We start from the raw sequence: 17316 nt of genomic DNA on the forward strand, positions 1-17316 counted from the left end.
AAGATAATGGTTTTCCGATCTGTTTCACAAAAGAAACGCAATGAAAGGTTTCAGCGTGAATCTGTTCGACTCTTCCCTGCTTGTGGGGCTTGCATTCGCGTAAAAGAAAGGCGTTAATAGACAAAACGAAATAAAACGAAAGAGACAGCTAAAGGATTTCTTATGAGTAACACCGAGTCTTCTGCAGACAAGCGCGTTATCGGCACCAGCGAAAGGCGCGAGCAGATCATCCAGCGGCTACGGCAGCAGGGAAGCGTTCAGGTTAACGATCTTTCCTTATTTTATGGCGTCTCCACGGTCACGATTCGTAACGACCTCGCTTTTCTGGAAAAACAGGGGATTGCGGTACGCGCCTATGGTGGTGCGCTGATTTGCGATAGCACTACGCCTGGTGTTGAGCCTTCTGTTGAAGACAAAAGTTCGCTCAATACGGCGGTAAAACGCAGTATTGCCAGAGCCGCTGCAGAGTTGATTAAACCGGGGCACCGCGTGATCCTTGATTCCGGCACCACGACGTATGAAATTGCCCGCCTGATGCGCCAGCATACCAATGTGATTGCAATGACCAATGGTATGAATGTCGCTAATGCGTTACTGGAAGCCGAAGGGGTTGAGCTGCTGATGACCGGCGGTCACTTGCGTCGTCAGTCGCAATCCTTTTATGGCGATCAGGCTGAGCAATCGCTACAAAATTATCACTTCGACATGCTGTTTCTTGGCGTTGATGCTATCGACTTAGAGCGTGGTGTTAGCACACACAATGAGGATGAAGCGCGTCTCAATCGCCGGATGAGTGAAGTCGCGGAGCGCATAATCGTTGTTACCGACTCGACGAAGTTTAATCGCTCCAGTCTGCATAAGATCATTGATACCCAGCGGATCGATATGATTATTGTTGATGAAAATATTCCAGAGGAGAGTCTGGAAGGCTTACGTAAGCATGGGATTGAGGTTGTTCTGGTGAGTATCTGACAAAAAGGTCGGAAAGTTTTCGAACTCCCCGACCTGTAATCGAATTTCACTTTCAGCAATCAGGTCACTGGCGCCGGGTTAAACACCGCCAGTTGGTTATGCAGTCCCCACTGATCCGAGAAGGTTTTCTTACGCCCGCTGGCGACCTCGAGAATAAACTCGAACAATTTCAGACCCACGTCTTCAATGGTTTCTTCTCCGGTGGCGATGGTACCGGCGTTGATGTCCATCAGGTCAAACCAACGATTGGCCAGCTCAGTACGCGTCGCCATTTTTATCACCGGCACCGCCATCAGGCCGTACGGCGTACCGCGACCGGTGGTGAATACCTGCACGGTGATCCCGGAAGCAACCTGCTGCGTACCGCAGACGAAATCGCTGGCCGGGGTCGCGGCGTAAATCAGTCCTCGTTTGGTTGGGCGCTGGCCCGGCGACAATACTTCGACGATGGCGCTCTTGCCTGATTTGGCGATTGAGCCCAGCGCTTTTTCCACCACGTTTGCCAGACCGCCTTTCTTGTTGCCCGGTGAAGGGTTGGCGCTGCGGTCAGTCTTGCCCATATCCAGGTAGTTATCGTACCAGGCCATCTCTTCGAGCAGGCGCTTACCTACTTCTTCGTTAATCGCGCGTGGGGTAAGAAGATGGATAGCATCGCGCACTTCGGTCACTTCCGAGAACATCACGGTCGCGCCGCAGCGTACTAACAGGTCGGAGGCATAACCGACCGCCGGGTTGGCCGTGACGCCGGAAAAGGCATCGCTACCGCCGCACTGCATACCGACCACCAGTTCTGATGCCGGGCAGGTTTCACGTTGGCGTTGGTTGAGCTTTGCCAGATGGCGTTCTGCCACTTGCAAAATATCAGCAACCATTGATTGAAAGCCGACGTGCTTTTCATCCTGTAAGCTGACGATGCTGGCGCTGTCGACCGGGATACTTTTTACATCATGAGTCCCTTCCAGCAGTCGCTCTGGTTGCAGTTTTTCGCAGCCGAGGCCAATAACCATCACTTCACCGCCAAAGTTGGGGTTCAGCGCAATATTATGGATGGTGCGAATCGGCACAATGGCGGCCGGAGCGTTAATCGCCACCCCGCAGCCGTACAGGTGATTAAGCCCCACCACGCCATCGACATTCGGGTATTTGGGGAGCAGATCGCGCTCAATGATTTTCACCACATAATCCACCACGCCCGCTACGCAGTGTACGCTGGTGGAGATGCCGAGCAGATTCTTGGTGCCAACGCTGCCGTCTGCATTGCGATAGCCTTCAAAGGTATAACCCTCAAGAGGCGGTAGCGGCTCCGGTACTTTGGTCGCCAGCGGCAGCGTCTCCAGCGGCGGGGCCTTGGGCAGCTCAACCATGGATTCATCAATCCAGCTACCGCGCGGGATATCGCGAACGGCATAGCCTATCACTTCGCCATAACGCACAATTTCGCCGTGAACAGGAATATCGCATAGCGCCACTTTATGACCCTGGGGAATATGTTCAATGAGTTCGAGTCCGTCTGGAAAACGCGTTCCGGCTTTCAGACCATTGTCATTGACAATAATCGCCACATTATCTGTTGCGTGAACTTTAATATAAAACGCCGAGGGCGATTCTTGTCTGATTTCGATGTCGGCCATTGTCCAGTATTCTCCAGCAAGGTGGTAATAATAGTGTGGATATTTATATTTTGAATCTAATTATCAGTAATAAATATTCGGTATAGTGAAATAAGAATGTCAGGAGTTTAAAATCAAGAATGTGATCATGATCACTTAAACTCAGCAGGACCGTACCACCAAGGGGACTAATCAGTAAATGTGTGCATCAGCGCCCATGTGTGTGTGCATATGCCCAAGATATTATTTTAATAACGCGCGATAAATGAGCCTTTGCACAATGATTAACGTTGCGCTGCTGATTATACTAAATCACGGTTTCATAACGTCTGATAAATTATTATGTGTTTTTATTATCGGTAATTTATCACCAGGGATAGCTAACAAATAATAATAAAAACATTTTTATGTACCCGAGGTAAATAGAATGATTCTGGATACAATTGTCGAGAAAAAGAAAGGTACACATACCCGCTATTTAATATTACTGATAATTTTTATTGTTACTGCCGTTAACTATGCGGACCGTGCGACGCTGTCAATTGCCGGCACGGAAGTGGCGAAAGAGTTGCACCTCAGCGCCATCTCAATGGGGTATATTTTTTCCGCCTTCGGTTGGGCTTACCTGCTGATGCAAATCCCCGGCGGCTGGCTGCTCGATAAGTTCGGCTCGAAGAAAGTCTATACCTGGAGCCTGTTCTTCTGGTCGCTGTTTACCTTCCTGCAGGGCTTTGTGGACATGTTCCCGCTGGCCTGGGCAGGTATTTCAATGTTCATCATGCGCTTTATGTTGGGCTTCTCGGAAGCGCCTTCCTTCCCGGCCAACGCCCGTATCGTGGCGGCCTGGTTCCCGACCAAAGAGCGCGGTACGGCATCCGCGATTTTTAACTCCGCACAGTATTTTTCCCTGGCGCTGTTTTCGCCGCTGCTGGGCTGGCTGACCTTCGCCTGGGGCTGGGAGCACGTCTTTACCGTGATGGGGGCGATTGGTTTTGTGCTCACCGGGCTATGGGTAAAGTTTATTCATAACCCAACCGATCACCCGCGTATGTCGCAAGAAGAGCTGAAGTTTATCTCTGAAAACGGCGCGGTCGTAGATATGGACCATAAGAAGCCGGGAGATGTGAAGTCAGGTGGTCCTAAGCTGCATTATATCAAGCAGTTGCTGACCAACCGTATGATGCTTGGCGTGTTCTTCGGACAGTATTTTATTAACACAATTACCTGGTTTTTCCTTACCTGGTTCCCGATTTACCTGGTACAGGAAAAAGGTATGTCGATCCTCAAAGTTGGTCTGGTGGCGTCTATTCCGGCGCTATGTGGATTCATTGGCGGCGTGCTGGGTGGGGTGTTCTCTGATTATCTGATTAAACGTGGCTCCAGCATCACCCTGGCGCGTAAGCTGCCGATTGTGCTCGGCATGCTGCTCGCATCGACCATTATTCTGTGTAACTACACCGATAACACCGCTCTGGTAGTCGCGCTGATGGCGCTGGCGTTCTTCGGCAAAGGCTTCGGGGCGTTGGGCTGGCCGGTGATTTCCGATACCGCGCCGAAAGAGATTGTCGGCCTGTGTGGTGGCGTATTTAACGTATTTGGCAACGTGGCCTCCATTGTTACTCCGTTGGTGATTGGGTATCTGGTGAGCGAGTTGCACTCATTTAATGCCGCGCTGATGTTTGTAGGGTGCTCAGCGCTGATGGCAATGGTTTGCTACCTGTTTATTGTCGGTGACATTAAACGTATGGAATTGCAGAAATAAACAAAGGTATAGGCGATGAATAACACGATTTTCCCGAATAAGTTTAAAGCGGCCCTCGCGGCGCAGCAGATTCAGATTGGCTGCTGGTCTGCATTAGCCAGTCCAATCAGCACTGAAGTTTTAGGTCTGGCGGGTTTCGACTGGCTGGTGCTGGACGGCGAACATGCACCGAACGATATCTCGACGTTTATCCCGCAATTGATGGCGCTTAAAGGTAGCGCCAGCGCGCCGGTGGTACGGGTGCCGACCAACGAGCCGGTGATCATTAAGCGTCTGCTGGATATCGGGTTTTACAACTTCCTGATCCCGTTTGTTGAGACCGAAGAAGAGGCGGTGAATGCGGTGGCGTCAACCCGCTATCCACCGGAAGGTATTCGCGGCGTGTCCGTATCCCACCGCGCCAATATGTTTGGCACCGTGCCGGACTATTTTGCGCAGTCGAATAAGAACATCACCATCATCGTGCAGATCGAAAGTCAGCAGGGCGTTGATAACGTTGATGCAATCGCGGCGACCGAAGGCGTTGACGGTATCTTCGTCGGGCCCAGCGATCTGGCTGCGGCGTTAGGCCACCTCGGCAATGCGTCCCATCCCGATGTGCAGAAAGCTATCCAGCACATTTTCGCCCGCGCGAAAGCCCACGGCAAACCAAGCGGCATTCTGGCCCCGGTAGAGGCGGATGCGCGGCGTTATCTGGAGTGGGGCGCGACGTTTGTTGCCGTCGGCAGCGACCTTGGCGTGTTCCGTTCAGCCACGCAGAAACTGGCTGATTCTTTTAAGAAATAACCACCATCGACAGTAGAGAGAGATAAAGACATGACAATGAAAGTTGGTTTTATTGGCCTCGGTATCATGGGTAAACCAATGAGTAAAAACCTCCTCAAGGCAGGTTACTCGCTGGTGGTTGCTGACCGTAACCCGGAATCCATTGCGGACGTGATTGCCGCAGGCGCAGAAACCGCCGCCACGGCGAAAGACATTGCCGAGCAATGTGATGTGATCATCACCATGCTGCCGAACTCTCCGCACGTGAAAGAGGTGGCGTTGGGCGAAGGCGGCATCATTGAAGGGGCGAAACCGGGGACGGTACTGATCGATATGAGTTCCATCGCACCGCTAGCCAGCCGTGAAATCAGCGAGGCGCTGAAAGCGAAAGGTGTGGATATGCTGGATGCGCCGGTCAGCGGCGGCGAGCCAAAAGCGATTGACGGTACGTTGTCAGTGATGGTCGGCGGCGATAAAGCGATTTTCGACAAGTACTACGATCTGCTGAAAGCGATGGCGGGTTCCGTGGTGCATACCGGCGAGATTGGCGCAGGCAACGTGACCAAACTGGCTAATCAGGTGATTGTGGCGCTGAACATTGCGGCGATGTCTGAAGCACTGACGCTGGCGACTAAAGCGGGCGTGAATCCGGATCTGGTGTATCAGGCCATTCGTGGCGGGCTGGCGGGCAGCACCGTACTGGATGCGAAAGCGCCGATGGTGATGGACCGCAACTTCAAACCGGGTTTCCGCATTGACCTGCATATTAAAGATCTGGCCAATGCGCTGGATACCTCGCATGGCGTTGGCGCTCAGTTGCCGCTGACGGCTGCTGTCATGGAGATGATGCAGGCGCTACGCGCAGATGGGTTGGGCACCGCCGATCATAGCGCGCTCGCCTGCTACTACGAAAAACTGGCGAAAGTGGAAGTCACTCGCTAACAAGAAGGGCGCGGATGCGCGCCCTGTATTTCTTGCCTTGCGCGGCACTTTCAGGCTACATAACTATGAAAATCGTAATTGCCCCAGACTCTTATAAAGAAAGCCTTTCTGCCACCGAGGTGGCTCAGGCAATAGAAAAAGGATTTCGGGAAATTTTCCCCGATGCGCAATATGTGTCTGTTCCGGTTGCCGACGGCGGCGAAGGAACGGTCGAAGCCATGATTGCCGCCACGCAGGGGAGTGAACATTCCGCGTGGGTGACGGGGCCGCTGGGCGAAAAAGTGAATGCCTGCTGGGGCATGTCCGGGGACGGTAAAACCGCGTTTATCGAAATGGCGGCAGCCAGTGGTCTGGCGCTGGTTCCTCCTGAAAAGCGCAATCCGTTAGTCACTACGTCGCGCGGTACCGGGGAGTTGATTTTGCAGGCGCTGAACAGCGGCGCACAAAGCATCATTATCGGCATTGGCGGTAGCGCGACCAACGACGGCGGCGCAGGTATGGCGCAGGCGCTGGGGGCGAAACTCTGTGATGCCAACGGGACTGACATTGGCTACGGCGGTGGTAGCCTGATGAGTCTGAACGCCATCGATATCTCGGGCCTGGATCCTCGCTTAAAAACCTGTTCAATTCGCGTGGCCTGTGATGTGACCAATCCACTCACCGGCGACACTGGCGCTTCACGTATCTTTGGCCCGCAGAAAGGGGCAACAGAAGAACGTATTCTCGAACTGGACCGTAATCTGTCTCACTATGCTGACATCATTAAAAAATCGCTGCGGGTCGACGTGAAGGACGTTCCCGGCGCCGGTGCGGCTGGAGGGATGGGCGCAGCGTTAATGGCTTTTTTAGGCGCGGATCTGCGCAGTGGGATAGAGATTGTGACTCAGGCGCTTAATCTGGAAGAACATATTCACGATTGCACGCTGGTAGTGACTGGCGAGGGGCGGATCGACAGCCAGAGTATTCACGGCAAAGTGCCGGTAGGTGTGGCGAATGTCGCGAAGAAGTACCACAAGCCAGTGATTGGTATTGGCGGCAGCCTGACGCATGATGTGGCGGTGGTGCATCAATATGGTATCGACGCGGTGTTTAGCGTATTGACCAGTATCAGCACACTGGAAGAGGCGTTCCGTGGGGCATTTGAAAATATTTATCGTGCTTCAAGGAATATTGCCGCCACGCTGGCGATAGGAATGCGCAGTGCGGGGTGACATTGCCCCGCAAACCCTCTATACTGCGCGCCGAAGCTGACCAGACAGTCGCCGCTTCGTCGTCGTCCTCTTCGGGGGAGACGGGCGGAGGGGAGGAAAGTCCGGGCTCCATAGGGCAGGGTGCCAGGTAACGCCTGGGGGGGAAACCCACGACCAGTGCAACAGAGAGCAAACCGCCGATGGCCCACGTAAGTGGGATCAGGTAAGGGTGAAAGGGTGCGGTAAGAGCGCACCGCGCGGCTGGTAACAGTCCGTGGCACGGTAAACTCCACCCGGAGCAAGGCCAAATAGGGGTTCACAAGGTACGGCCCGTACTGAACCCGGGTAGGCTGCTTGAGCCAGTGAGCGATTGCTGGCCTAGATGAATGACTGTCCACGACAGAACCCGGCTTATCGGTCAGCTTCACTCTTTATAAAACCCCGCTTCGGCGGGGTTTTTGCTTTCAGGACAGATGGTCATGCCTTATGGCGTTGCGCCTGGTTTACCACGAATCTGGCGTTTATTTCCCATTCATCTAATCTTTATTTCGTTCTTATTAATATTCCTGACTTCTTTTATAAGAGGAAATGTCTCTCGGGATAATTCTTGTTTTGTGATGTGCAACACAAAACGCTACGCGATACGTTTTTACCGAGAATAATCACGCGTAATCGATCGCCATCACAAAATTAGTTGCTGACAAAATGCGCAAAACCAGTGTTAATGTAATGTTGCTAATGGTGATCATTTGTTTTAATTGGTTTAAATATTGATAAATGCAATGTTTCTTTACAAACAAACAAGGCAAAAAAATGTGATGCATGGCGTTATTTAAACACCATAAACGATAAAATATAATTATATTTGATAAATTACTTATTAAATTTAAGCGCCATTTTTACCGATAATTACTCTGTAATTGATTGAAATATAGCCTTTCGTGGTTCGAAGAAATAACAACAAAAATGATGTCGTTATAGCCATAAAAAATCGTTATCCCCCCATCTTTTTTTGATTAAAGTCAGGGTTAAGTGAGATCGATATTTTCTATCTATATGATTAATAAGAAATTATCAATTTAATAATAATCTTACAAAATGTAAGGGAAGGGGATTTGTGAGTGGTCGCACATATCCTCGTTTGCTTAATTTGGTAAACTTCCTGCTGTCAACAAAGTTATTAGAGCAGGACGATATGAATACTATTTCTCTCCCTAAAACACAGCACTTAGTGGTCTTTCAGGAAGTCATTAGAAGTGGTTCTATCGGTTCTGCTGCAAAAGAATTAGGTTTAACTCAACCGGCGGTCAGCAAAATCATTAATGATGTTGAGGCTTATTTTGGTATTGAGTTAGTGGTGCGTAAAAATACCGGCGTTACCTTGACTCAGGCAGGTCAGGTGATGCTCTCATGGTCTGAATCCATTACTCGTGAAATGAAAAACATGGTTGATGAGATGAACAGCATGACGAGTAACGCAGTGGTTGATGTGTCGTTTGGCTTTCCTTCACTGATCGCCTTCACCATCATGTCCGGCATGATTAAAAAATTTAAAGAGGTGTTTCCGAAGGCGCAGGTTTCCATGTACGAAGCGCAGCTCTCCTCGTTCTTACCCGCGCTTCGTGACGGGCGCCTCGACTTCGCTATCGGTACGCTGAGTGATGAGATGAAACTACAGGATCTCCATGTTGAGCCGCTCTTTGAGTCAGACTTTATACTGGTCGCCAGCAAGTCCCGAACATGCACCGGCATCACCTCGCTGAGCGCGTTGAAAAACGAACAGTGGGTGTTGCCACAAACGAATATGGGATACTACCGCGAACTTCTAACTACGTTACAAAATAATGGCATCAGCAGTGAAAACATCGTTAATACTGACTCCGTCGTCACCATTTATAATCTTGTTCTCAATGCTGATTTCTTAACAGTAATTCCCTGTGACATGACCACACCGTTTGGCTCAAACCAGTTTATTACTATCCCGGTACAAGAGACGTTACCCGTCGCGCGTTATGCCGCCGTGTGGTCGAAAAATTATCGAATTAAAAAAGCAGCATCTATTTTGGTGGAATTAGCCAAGGAATATTCATCATATAATTGTCGAAGACGAAGGCAATTAGTTGAAGTTGATTAAAGATTGAATTTGTTTTAACACGGACTCAACGCCATCTGTCTATATCTGACAATGGTTACGGCTATCTATTTACTTTAATACCCAGGTAAGAGGTTCTAATGCACATTACATACGATCTCCCAGTTGCAATTGAAGATATCCTCGAAGCGAAAAAAAGACTGGCGGGGAAAATATATAAAACGGGAATGCCTCGCTCTAACTATTTTAGTGAACGTTGCAAAGGGGAAATTTTCCTCAAGTTTGAAAACATGCAGCGTACCGGTTCATTTAAAATCCGTGGCGCTTTTAACAAGCTCAGTTCATTAACCGAAGCTGAAAGATGTAAAGGCGTGGTGGCTTGCTCTGCAGGGAACCATGCGCAAGGGGTTTCTCTCTCCTGCGCCATGCTCGGAATTGACGGCAAAGTGGTGATGCCGAAAGGCGCACCGAAGTCTAAAGTGGCGGCAACCTGCGATTATTCCGCGGAAGTTGTGCTGCACGGCGACAACTTCAACGACACCATCGCGAAGGTTAGCGAGATTGTGGAAACGGAAGGCCGTATCTTTATACCACCATATGATGACCCGAAAGTCATTGCCGGTCAGGGCACTATTGGTCTGGAAATTCTCGAAGATCTGTACGATGTCGATAACGTGATTGTGCCAATTGGCGGCGGCGGACTGATTGCAGGTATTGCAGTGGCAATTAAATCTATTAACCCGACCATTAAAATTATTGGCGTACAGTCTGAAAACGTTCACGGCATGGCGGCTTCTTTCCGCGCTGGAGAAATAACCACGCACCGAACGACCGGCACCCTGGCGGATGGTTGTGACGTCTCCCGCCCGGGTACTTTAACGTATGAAATCGTTCGTGAGTTGGTAGATGACATTGTCCTGGTCAGCGAAGATGAAATTCGCAACAGCATGGTGGCATTAATTCAGCGAAATAAAGTTGTGACTGAAGGTGCCGGTGCGCTGGCATGCGCAGCATTATTAAGCGGGAAATTAGATAGCTATATCCAGAACAGAAAAACAGTCAGCATTATTTCTGGCGGTAATATCGATCTTTCTCGTGTATCTCAAATTACTGGTTTAGTTGACGCTTAATATACTTCGTTGAGGATAGGATATGAGTACTACTGATAGCATTGTATCCAGCCAGACAAAGCAGTCGTCCTGGCGCAAATCGGACACCACCTGGACACTGGGTTTATTTGGTACAGCCATCGGCGCAGGGGTGCTGTTCTTCCCTATCCGCGCAGGTTTTGGCGGACTGATCCCCATTCTGATCATGCTGGTGTTAGCATACCCCATCGCTTTCTATTGCCACCGTGCGCTGGCACGCCTGTGTCTTTCCGGTTCTAACCCTTCCGGTAACATCACAGAAACGGTTGAAGAGCACTTTGGTAAAACAGGTGGCGTGGTAATCACGTTCCTCTACTTCTTTGCGATTTGTCCGCTGCTGTGGATTTATGGCGTCACCATTACCAACACCTTTATGACCTTCTGGGAAAACCAGCTGCAGATGCCCGCGCTGAACCGTGGCTTCGTGGCGCTGTTCCTGTTGCTGCTGATGGCATTCGTCATCTGGTTTGGTAAAGATCTGATGGTTAAAGTGATGAGCTACCTGGTATGGCCGTTCATTGCCAGCCTGGTGCTTATCTCTCTGTCACTGATTCCTTACTGGAACTCTGCGGTTATCGATCAGGTTGATATCAGCAATATCGCCCTGACTGGCCATGACGGCATCCTGGTTACCGTATGGCTGGGTATTTCCATCATGGTGTTCTCTTTCAACTTCTCGCCAATCGTTTCTTCCTTCGTCGTCTCTAAACGCGAAGAGTATGAGAAAGATTACGGTCGCGAATTCACCGAGCAGAAATGTTCTAAAATCATCTCCCGCGCCAGTATGCTGATGGTTGCGGTGGTAATGTTCTTCGCCTTTAGCTGTCTGTTCACGCTCTCTCCGGCAAACATGGCGGATGCGAAAGCGCAAAACATTCCAGTGCTGTCTTACCTGGCGAACCACTTCGCTTCACTGTCCGGTACGAAGTCTACCTTCGCCACGATTCTGGAATACGGTGCTTCAATCATCGCCCTGGTTGCTATCTTCAAATCTTTCTTCGGCCACTATCTGGGGACGCTGGAAGGTCTGAACGGTCTGGTGCTGAAGTTTGGTTACAAAGGCGATAAAACCAAAGTTTCCATGGGCAAGCTCAACACCATCAGCATGATCTTCATCATGGGTTCCACCTGGGTTGTGGCATATGCCAACCCGAACATCCTGGACCTGATTGAAGCAATGGGCGCGCCGATTATTGCCTCTCTGCTCTGCCTGCTGCCGATGTATGCCATCCGTAAAGCGCCATCACTGGCGAAATACCGTGGCCGTCTGGATAACGTGTTTGTTACCGTGATTGGTCTGCTGACCATCCTGAACATTGTCTACAAACTGTTTTAATCCTTAAGCTCAGGATGAGCGGAGTAGTGAAATGAATGAGTTTCCGGTAGTACTGGTTATTAACTGTGGTTCATCTTCCATTAAATTCTCAGTGCTCGATGCAGCAAACTGTGAAGTTTTAATGGCGGGAATTGCAGACGGTATTAACTCTGAAAATGCGTTCATAGCAATTAATGGAGGAGAGCCAGCTAAGCTGGCTCACCACAGCTACGAAGACGCATTAAAAGCGATTGCCGTTGAACTGGAAAAACGTAATTTAATGGACAGCGTGGCCTTAATTGGCCACCGCATTGCCCACGGCGGAAATATCTTTACCGAATCAGCAATTATTACTGAGGAAGTTATCGACAATATTCGCCGGGTATCGCCATTAGCACCGCTACATAATTATGCGAACCTGAGCGGGATTGAATCTGCTCAGCACCTTTTCCCTGGCGTGCAGCAGGTCGCGGTATTTGATACCAGCTTTCACCAGACGATGGCCCCAGAAGCCTATCTGTACGGTTTACCGTGGAAATATTTTGAGGAGTTAGGCGTTCGTCGTTACGGTTTCCACGGCACGTCGCATCGCTATGTTTCGCAACGGGCGCATGAACTTCTGGATCTGCAGAATGATGATTCTGGTCTGGTTGTGGCGCATCTGGGCAACGGCGCGTCTATCTGTGCGGTACGTAACGGGCAGAGCGTTGATACCTCGATGGGCATGACGCCGCTGGAAGGGCTGATGATGGGCACACGCAGCGGCGACGTAGATTTCGGCGCGATGGCGTGGATTGCCGCTGAAACCAACCAGACGCTCGGCGACCTTGAGCGCGTAGTGAATAAAGAGTCCGGGTTGCTGGGTATTTCCGGTCTGTCCTCTGACTTACGTACGTTAGAAAAAGCCTGGCACGAAGGGCATGAGCGCGCGCAGCTGGCGATTAAAACGTTTGTGCATCGTATTGCGCGTCATATCGCCGGACATGCCGCATCGCTGCATCGTCTTGATGGCATTATTTTCACCGGTGGAATCGGTGAGAACTCAGTATTAATTCGCCGTTTGGTTATCGAGCATCTGGCCGTTTTAGGTGTAAATATCGATAGCGAGATGAATAGTCTGCCAAATTCCCATGGCGAAAGAATTATCTCTAATAAGGATGCTCGTGTTATTTGTGCGGTTATTCCCACAAATGAAGAGAAAATGATTGCTCGTGATGCCATTGCGTTAGGCAAAATTAATATCCCAGTAGCATTTGCATAATTAATTTTCAGCAGAGAGATTATTTTTCATGAAGGTAAATATCGATACCAGCGATATGCTGTATGCCGAAGCCTGGAAAGGCTTTAAAGGTACGGACTGGAAAGAAGAAATTAATGTCCGTGATTTTATTCAGCACAACTACACGCCTTATGAAGGGGATGAATCTTTCCTCGCCGAAGCAACGCCAGCAACCACGGCGTTGTGGGAAAAAGTTATGGCGGGCATCCGTATTGAAAACTCGACCCATGCGCCGGTTGATTTCGATACCAATATTGCCACTACGATAACCGCGCATGACGCCGGTTATATTGAACAAGAACTGGAAAAAATCGTCGGTCTGCAAACGGATGCGCCGCTCAAGCGCGCCCTGCATCCGTTTGGCGGCATCAACATGATCAAAAGCTCTTTTGAGGCTTATGGTCGTGAGATGGACGCTAATTTTGAATACCTGTTTACTGACCTGCGTAAGACCCACAACCAGGGGGTATTCGATGCTTATTCCCCGGATATGCTGCGTTGCCGTAAATCCGGCGTACTGACCGGTCTGCCGGACGGCTATGGTCGTGGCCGTATCATCGGTGACTACCGTCGCGTCGCGCTGTACGGTATCCGCTATCTGGTGCGTGAGCGTGAACTGCAGTTTGCCGATCTTCAGTCGAATCTGGAGTGGGGGCAGAATCTTGAAGCCACGATTCGTCTGCGTGAAGAGCTGTCTGAACACCGTCGCGCTCTGCTGCAAATGCAGGAAATGGCGGCGAAGTATGGCTGCGATATCTCCCGTCCGGCGCGAAATGCGCAGGAAGCGGTACAGTGGGTGTACTTTGCTTACCTGGCTGCGGTGAAATCGCAGAACGGCGGCGCCATGTCGCTGGGCCGTACCGCATCGTTCCTCGACATCTACATTGAGCGCGACTTCAAAGCGGGAATTTTAAACGAACAGCAGGCGCAGGAACTGATCGATCACTTCATTATGAAGATCCGTATGGTGCGCTTCCTGCGTACGCCGGAATTCGACACCCTGTTCTCAGGCGACCCTATCTGGGCAACCGAAGTTATCGGCGGTATGGGGCTGGATGGCCGTACGCTGGTGACCAAAAACTCGTTCCGCTACCTGCATACGCTGCACACCATGGGGCCGGCGCCTGAGCCGAACCTGACGGTACTGTGGTCCGAGCAGCTACCGATTGCCTTCAAAAAATATGCCGCTCAGGTGTCCATCATCACCTCGTCTTTACAGTACGAAAACGATGATCTGATGCGTACTGACTTTAACAGCGATGACTATGCCATTGCCTGCTGTGTCAGCCCGATGGTTATCGGCAAGCAAATGCAGTTCTTTGGCGCGCGCGCCAACCTCGCCAAAACGTTGCTGTACGCAATCAACGGCGGTGTGGATGAGAAGCTGAAAATCCAGGTCGGGCCGAAAACGGCGCCGCTAATGGATGAAGTGCTGGATTACGACACGGTGATGGAGAGCCTGGACCACTTTATGGACTGGCTGGCCGTGCAGTACATCAGCGCGCTGAACATCATCCACTACATGCACGACAAGTACAGCTACGAAGCTTCGCTGATGGCGCTGCACGATCGTGATGTTTATCGCACGATGGCCTGTGGTATGGCGGGGCTGTCCGTAGCGGCGGATTCACTGTCGGCTATCAAATACGCCCGCGTGAAACCGATTCGTGATGAAAACGGTCTGGCGGTTGATTTTGAAATCGAAGGCGACTATCCGCAATACGGCAACAACGACGAGCGCGTAGACAGTATTGCCTGCGACCTGGTCGAACGCTTTATGAAGAAAATTAAGGTGTTGCCGACCTACCGTAATGCGGTGCCGACGCAGTCCATTCTGACCATCACCTCCAACGTGGTGTACGGCCAGAAAACCGGTAACACGCCGGATGGACGTCGCGCAGGTACGCCGTTTGCGCCAGGGGCAAACCCGATGCACGGCCGCGATCGCAAAGGTGCGGTGGCGTCGTTAACCTCGGTCGCCAAACTGCCGTTTACCTATGCCAAAGACGGTATTTCGTACACCTTCTCCATTGTGCCGGCTGCGCTGGGCAAAGAGGATAGCGTGCGTAAAACCAACCTGGTCGGGCTGCTGGATGGTTACTTCCACCATGAAGCGCATGTGGAAGGTGGGCAGCATCTGAACGTTAACGTTATGAACCGTGAAATGTTGATGGATGCCATTGAGCACCCGGAAAACTATCCGAACCTGACGATCCGCGTGTCTGGTTATGCGGTGCGCTTCAACGCGCTGACCCGCGAACAGCAGCAGGACGTTATTTCACGTACTTTCACCCAGGCGCTGTAACGCCGGAGGGGTTATGAGAAAAGTTATTGCAACCGAATGTGCGCCAGGGGCGATTGGACCTTACGTACAGGGTGTGGATCTGGGCAGTATGGTGTTGACCTCAGGTCAGATTCCGGTGTGTCCACAGACCGGTGAAGTGGCAGAGCACGTGGCCGATCAGGCGCGTCAAAGTCTGGAAAACGTGAAAGCGATCGTCGAGTCCGCTGGTTTGAAGGTGAGTGATATCGTCAAGACCACCGTTTTTGTTTCCGATCTGAACGACTTCGCCACCATTAACCAGGTGTACCAGCAGTTTTTTGATGAGCACAAGGCAATCTACCCTACGCGCAGCTGCGTACAGGTCGCCCGCTTACCAAAGGATGTGAAGCTGGAGATTGAAGCCATCGCCGTGCGTGGCGATACGCTGTAATCCCTTGCGGGGCGATCGCAGGATCGCCCCGATCCTTAATGAGTGTGAAACCTGGTCTTCACTGAACGGCAATCCGAGGGTGTGGATATGATTAGCGCATTCGATATTTTCAAGATTGGCATTGGACCTTCCAGCTCCCATACCGTGGGGCCAATGAACGCAGGTAAAAGCTTTATCGATCTGTTGGTCAGCAGCGGGGAACTCTTCAGGACCACGCATATCGTGGTCGATCTTTATGGATCGCTCTCTCTGACCGGCAAAGGTCATGCGACAGACGTCGCCATCATGATGGGACTGGCCGGTAACAGTCCGCAAAACGTTAATATAGATTCAATCGCTGGTTTTACTCAGGAAGTGGCCCGTACCGGACGTTTGCCGGTTGCTGAGGGCACGCATATTGTCGATTTCTCGCCAGACGAAAATATTCTCTTTCATAGCGAAACGCTGCCGCGCCATGAAAATGGTATGCGTATTACCGCATGGCACGGCAACGAGACACTGCTAAGTAAAACCTATTACTCCATCGGCGGTGGTTTTATCGTTGAAGAGGAGCAATTTGGTCAGGCGCATGACATTGAAACACCCGTGCCCTACAACTTTCATTCCGCCAGCGAACTGCTGAAGCTGTGCGAGCGCAACGGGTTGTCTGTTTCTGGCCTGATGATGCAAAACGAACTGGCAATGCGCAGCAAAGAGGAAATCGATGCTGGTTTTGCCGCCATCTGGGACGTCATGCACGCCGGGATTGAGCGCGGCATGAACACCGAAGGTGTCCTGCCGGGCCCGCTTAACGTCCCGCGTCGCGCCGTGGCGCTACGGCGACTGCTGGTTTCCAGCGACAACCTGTCCAGCGACCCGATGAACGTTATCGACTGGATCAACATGTTCGCGCTGGCCGTGAGCGAAGAAAATGCCGCCGGGTGTCGGGTTGTTACCGCGCCAACCAACGGCGCTTGCGGAATTATTCCCGCTGTATTGGCCTATTACGATAAATTCCGCCGCCCGGTGAATGCGAACTCGATTGCCCGATATTTGCTGGCGGCTGGGGCGATAGGTGCGCTGTATAAGATGAATGCCTCTATTTCTGGTGCCGAAGTGGGGTGTCAGGGAGAGATTGGCGTAGCCTGTTCCATGGCGGCAGCCGGGCTGACAGAGTTGCTTGGCGGTAGCCCTGCGCAGGTATGCATTGCGGCGGAAATCGCCATGGAGCATAACCTGGGGCTGACCTGCGACCCGGTAGCCGGACAGGTGCAAATACCGTGCATCGAACGCAACGCGATCAACGCGGTAAAAGCCGTTAACGCCGCGCGTATGGCGCTACGTCGGACGTCTGAGCCACGCGTTTCGCTCGATAAGGTGATCGAGACCATGTACGAAACGGGCAAAGATATGAATGACAAGTACCGTGAAACTTCGCGCGGTGGCCTGGCGATTAAAGTGGTTTGTACCTGAGATGAAAGGGTGCGTTGGTAGGCCGGATAAGGCGCAAGCGCCGCCATCCGGCAATGAATCCATCAATTTGGCATG

At 51.2% G+C, this 17316-nt stretch carries 13 protein-coding genes and 1 other RNA gene; 13 read left to right on the plus strand and 1 reads right to left on the minus strand.

The genetic code is table 11. The features are described 5' to 3' along the window. Nucleotides 1–162 precede the first annotated feature (162 nt). A complete protein-coding gene (locus ICA20_RS03180) occupies nt 163–972 on the plus strand; it encodes a DeoR family transcriptional regulator (protein WP_038634132.1) in 810 nt (269 codons plus the stop codon). Between the two features lie 59 nt (nt 973–1031). Here ICA20_RS03180 and garD read toward each other — a convergent pair whose 3' ends face one another. Further along, nucleotides 1032–2603 carry a galactarate dehydratase gene (garD, locus tag ICA20_RS03185; RefSeq protein WP_038634129.1) on the minus strand — a complete coding sequence of 524 codons (1572 nt, stop codon included), beginning with the start codon at nt 2601–2603 and terminating at the stop codon, nt 1032–1034. A 406-nt stretch (nt 2604–3009) separates the two neighbouring features. Between garD and garP the strand changes: the two genes are divergently transcribed. The 12 genes from garP (at nt 3010) to tdcG (ending at nt 17241) form a co-directional block, all read left to right on the plus strand. Continuing rightward, on the plus strand, nt 3010–4344 hold the full coding sequence (garP, locus tag ICA20_RS03190; RefSeq protein ID WP_038634125.1) for a galactarate/glucarate/glycerate transporter GarP: 1335 nt from the start codon (nt 3010–3012) through the stop codon (nt 4342–4344). 15 nt (nt 4345–4359) lie between these two features. Next, nucleotides 4360–5130: a 2-dehydro-3-deoxyglucarate aldolase gene (gene garL / locus ICA20_RS03195; protein ID WP_038634122.1), complete on the plus strand. Its 771-nt coding sequence runs from the start codon at nt 4360–4362 to the stop codon at nt 5128–5130. A gap of 30 nt (nt 5131–5160) precedes the next feature. After that, the gene (gene garR, locus ICA20_RS03200) at nt 5161–6051 is read left to right on the plus strand and encodes a 2-hydroxy-3-oxopropionate reductase (RefSeq protein ID WP_038634119.1); all 891 of its coding nucleotides are present in this window, start codon (nt 5161–5163) and stop codon (nt 6049–6051) included. 65 nt (nt 6052–6116) lie between these two features. Next, nucleotides 6117–7262 (plus strand): glycerate 2-kinase, encoded by a 1146-nt coding sequence (gene garK, locus ICA20_RS03205; protein WP_038634116.1) that lies wholly within the window; start codon nt 6117–6119, stop codon nt 7260–7262. Nucleotides 7263–7294: 32 nt separating this feature from the next. Next, nucleotides 7295–7671, plus strand: an RNA gene (gene rnpB / locus ICA20_RS03210) — RNase P RNA component class A. A gap of 765 nt (nt 7672–8436) precedes the next feature. Next, nucleotides 8437–9375, plus strand: a complete 939-nt coding sequence (tdcA, locus tag ICA20_RS03215; protein WP_038634113.1) for a transcriptional regulator TdcA — start codon at nt 8437–8439, stop codon at nt 9373–9375. Between the two features lie 98 nt (nt 9376–9473). Further along, nucleotides 9474–10463 carry a bifunctional threonine ammonia-lyase/L-serine ammonia-lyase TdcB gene (tdcB, locus tag ICA20_RS03220; RefSeq protein WP_042311192.1) on the plus strand — a complete coding sequence of 330 codons (990 nt, stop codon included), beginning with the start codon at nt 9474–9476 and terminating at the stop codon, nt 10461–10463. A gap of 22 nt (nt 10464–10485) precedes the next feature. Further along, complete coding sequence (gene tdcC, locus ICA20_RS03225; RefSeq protein ID WP_006687934.1) at nt 10486–11817, plus strand: threonine/serine transporter TdcC; 1332 nt, start codon at nt 10486–10488, stop codon at nt 11815–11817. 31 nt (nt 11818–11848) lie between these two features. Continuing rightward, entirely contained in the window at nt 11849–13057 is a 1209-nt protein-coding gene (gene tdcD, locus ICA20_RS03230) for a propionate kinase (protein WP_038634108.1), read from the plus strand. 28 nt (nt 13058–13085) lie between these two features. Beyond that, a complete protein-coding gene (tdcE, locus tag ICA20_RS03235; RefSeq protein WP_038634104.1) occupies nt 13086–15380 on the plus strand; it encodes a 2-ketobutyrate formate-lyase/pyruvate formate-lyase in 2295 nt (764 codons plus the stop codon). A gap of 13 nt (nt 15381–15393) precedes the next feature. Continuing rightward, complete coding sequence (locus ICA20_RS03240; RefSeq protein ID WP_038634102.1) at nt 15394–15789, plus strand: enamine/imine deaminase; 396 nt, start codon at nt 15394–15396, stop codon at nt 15787–15789. 87 nt (nt 15790–15876) lie between these two features. After that, a complete protein-coding gene (gene tdcG, locus ICA20_RS03245) occupies nt 15877–17241 on the plus strand; it encodes an L-serine ammonia-lyase (RefSeq protein ID WP_038634099.1) in 1365 nt (454 codons plus the stop codon). Nucleotides 17242–17316: the final 75 nt, after the last annotated feature.

This window comes from Citrobacter sp. C5_2 (assembly GCF_014596845.2).
Taxonomy (GTDB): Bacteria; Pseudomonadota; Gammaproteobacteria; order Enterobacterales; family Enterobacteriaceae; genus Citrobacter; species Citrobacter werkmanii.